The 2,434-nt window shown below is 51.6% G+C and carries 3 protein-coding genes and 1 pseudogene; 1 reads left to right on the top strand and 3 read right to left on the bottom strand.

Annotated elements, in window-relative coordinates; genetic code table 11:
• Positions 1-41: 41 nt before the first annotated feature.
• A pseudogene (locus BBW68_RS15810) lies at positions 42-290 on the bottom strand (DDE-type integrase/transposase/recombinase); the annotation flags it as partial.
• A gap of 114 nt (positions 291-404) precedes the next feature.
• On the opposite strand from BBW68_RS15810, the gene BBW68_RS18735 reads away from it, so the two are divergent.
• Entirely contained in the window at positions 405-578 is a 174-nt protein-coding gene (locus BBW68_RS18735) for a hypothetical protein (protein ID WP_186821275.1), read from the top strand.
• Here BBW68_RS18735 and BBW68_RS04730 read toward each other — a convergent pair.
• Positions 568-888, bottom strand: coding sequence for a YfiM family lipoprotein (locus BBW68_RS04730; protein WP_070134231.1), 321 nt, complete (start codon positions 886-888; stop codon positions 568-570). The two genes, BBW68_RS18735 and BBW68_RS04730, sit on opposite strands and share 11 nt — an antisense overlap.
• A 67-nt stretch (positions 889-955) precedes the next feature.
• Entirely contained in the window at positions 956-2,311 is a 1,356-nt protein-coding gene (gene pssA / locus BBW68_RS04725) for a CDP-diacylglycerol--serine O-phosphatidyltransferase (protein ID WP_070134230.1), read from the bottom strand.
• Positions 2,312-2,434 lie beyond the last annotated feature (123 nt).

The raw sequence follows: 2,434 nt of genomic DNA, 5'->3' as shown, positions 1-2,434 counted from the left end.
TACAGTCTAATGCTGTGGCCAGTATTAGTTGACCACTACACTTTATCTGTGTTGATCAACCGTGGAATTTGCAGGCGCTTCGTATTATTCAGAAGTTTACCCATAAAGCGATAGGCGGCTTTGGTGTGACGACGTGAAGACAGGTAAAAGTTAATGGTGCAGCCCCTGCTGTCGACGGCGCGGTACAGATAAGCCCAGCGTCCGTTGACCTTCACGTAGGTTTCATCGAGATGCCATGAGCCAAAACCGAAAGGTTAACGCCAGTACCAGCGGACGGCCCACAGGATAATATGACGCTCAAAATGTCAACCTTTAAATGGGTTCATGTGCTGCTCCTTCAACTAAACAGTGGCATCAGTTTACCATCGCCAGATCTTTGCAACAGTGCCGCTGGAACTCCTTCCATGCTCCGGCAAGAGCTTAACCGAATACAATTGGGTGGCGCTGTCGCTGAAAGCGGCAGGCAGCAAACCAGCTTCTTCTGGTATGTTTCCGGGATGGGTGCCGTTGCCTTCCTTGTATCGCTGATGCTGCACCGTAGAGGTAAAGGGCTGAAACTGTACTACACTACTGGCTGAGATTCCATAATGCATAGCCGGTGGCAGCACCGGCTATATCCCAGCTAAAATCCTTCCAGCTCCACCCGCTACCGCCTTCCCGGCTGTCATAAAACTCTTTTGCCGCCCCCAGACTGACGGAAAACAACACGCCGAAGCTGCCGCTGTGGCCCGAACTCCAGTTCTGACGTTCGCCGTAAGCGTTCCCCGCGGCGGAAAGAAAGGCTGATGACAAAAAATGCTGCGCTTTATCGCGACCAGTCCACCGATCCTGAGCCATATGAGTACAGCCGCTGCATATCAACAGTACCACCAGCATGAAAAAACGCATCGTCAATTCCCTCCACTCCCATAAAAAGCCTTGTAAAAACAGGGCTGGATTTGAGCATTATAGTCGCTTACAGGATGCGGCTAATTAACCGGTCGATACGGATACGGCGCAGGCGGCGGATCAGCTTGCGGACTTTAACCGGATAATCAGCGATGCTCTCCAGATCATGAAAATGCTGCACAATCGTGGTATGCCCGCGGATCAGGCTTAGCTCACGGTCACGTTGCTCAGTGAGTTGTTGGAGCGGATCGTGGATCAGCACCGCATTTTCCAGGTCTAGGCACCAAGCGCGCGGGTTGAGATTGTTACCGGTCACCATCATCCACTCGTCATCCACCCACATCCCCTTCAGGTGATAGCTGTTTTCACCATCTTTCCACAGGCGTACCGTCAGCTGCCCGCTGTTGATGTAATACTGCAAAGGGCTGAGGAAGCGTCGCAGGTTAATCTCGTACAGATAAGGCAGCGCACCGATAATTTTGAACGGCTGATCCTGCGGAATATAGAAGTCATTGGCGGTCTTATCACCAACGATAATCTCCACCTCTTTGCCCCAGCGCAGCAGCCAGATAATATTGCGCACTAGAATAGCAGGCAGATTGAAGTATGGCGTACAGATGGTCAGCTTCTGTTCGGTGCAGGGCATCAGATGGAAAATGGTTTTATTCAACAGGCTGCGCTTACCCAGCCCGACCAGCGGGGTTACCGCCAGCTCTTCGTTATTCGCATCGCCGTTGAACTGATAATCAAAGCCGCGTAAATTCTGTCGGAACTGGCGCGTTTCATTCTTAATTTCCGGACTTTTTGGGCGTTCGACCTGGTCGAGGCGATGCACAGCTTCGGCCTCAATCAGGTTGGTATCGCTCCACTTAAACATGGTATCGGCCAGCACGCGGTTGCCGATCAGCTGATAGCGATCGTAACGGTATTTATCTTTCTGATGCAGGTAGACATCGTTAAAGCTGGCACCGGTGTAAAACACCGTATCATCAATAATTGACCCTTTGAGATGAAGCACCCCGAGGGCTTCACGGGTATTTACCGGGATGCCATAGACCGGAATGGCAAAGCCGGGATTTTCCGCGGCCATCTCGCAGTACCAGTCAGCGTTAGTGGCGCAGGCGGCTGCACCTATGCGGCCGCGCTGGGCGCGATGCCAGTCGACCAGTATGCGGATGTCCAGCTCCGGGCTCTGTTTTTTCGCTGCATACAGTGCAGAAAGGATGGCGCGGCCACCTTCATCATTTTCCAGATAGAGAGCCACGATGCAGATGCGCTGGGTGGCAGACGCGATTTTTTCCAACAGCGTCTTGCGAAAATCTGCCGGGGAGTACAGCGTGGTGAAATCAGCAACTGACTGAGAAATTTTTGGCAGTTGCGCAAGGTGCTGTTGGTGTTTGTTTCGGTTGAATTTAGACAACATCACAGTGCGTTTCTTCTCTGTTCATGGAATGGCCTTTTGCCATAGAATCAACATTCTAACTACAAATAATACCACTAGTTGGTGCGGATAGGGTGAGATTTACTTTTGAACGTAGCGCCCTTA

The organism is Candidatus Erwinia dacicola (assembly GCF_001756855.1).
Taxonomy (GTDB): domain Bacteria; phylum Pseudomonadota; class Gammaproteobacteria; order Enterobacterales; family Enterobacteriaceae; genus Erwinia; species Erwinia dacicola.
The sequence above is the reverse complement of the archived record's forward strand: the minus strand, read 5'-3'. Positions and strand labels throughout refer to the sequence as shown.

What these genes read in the sequence shown, in the direction of transcription:
- pssA (WP_070134230.1), bottom strand. Translation starts at nt 2,311, where the DNA reads ATGTTGTCTAAATTCAACCGAAACAAACACCAACAGCACCTTGCGCAA.
- BBW68_RS18735 (WP_186821275.1), top strand. Translation starts at nt 405, where the DNA reads ATGCTCCGGCAAGAGCTTAACCGAATACAATTGGGTGGCGCTGTCGCT.
- BBW68_RS04730 (WP_070134231.1), bottom strand. Translation starts at nt 888, where the DNA reads ATGCGTTTTTTCATGCTGGTGGTACTGTTGATATGCAGCGGCTGTACT.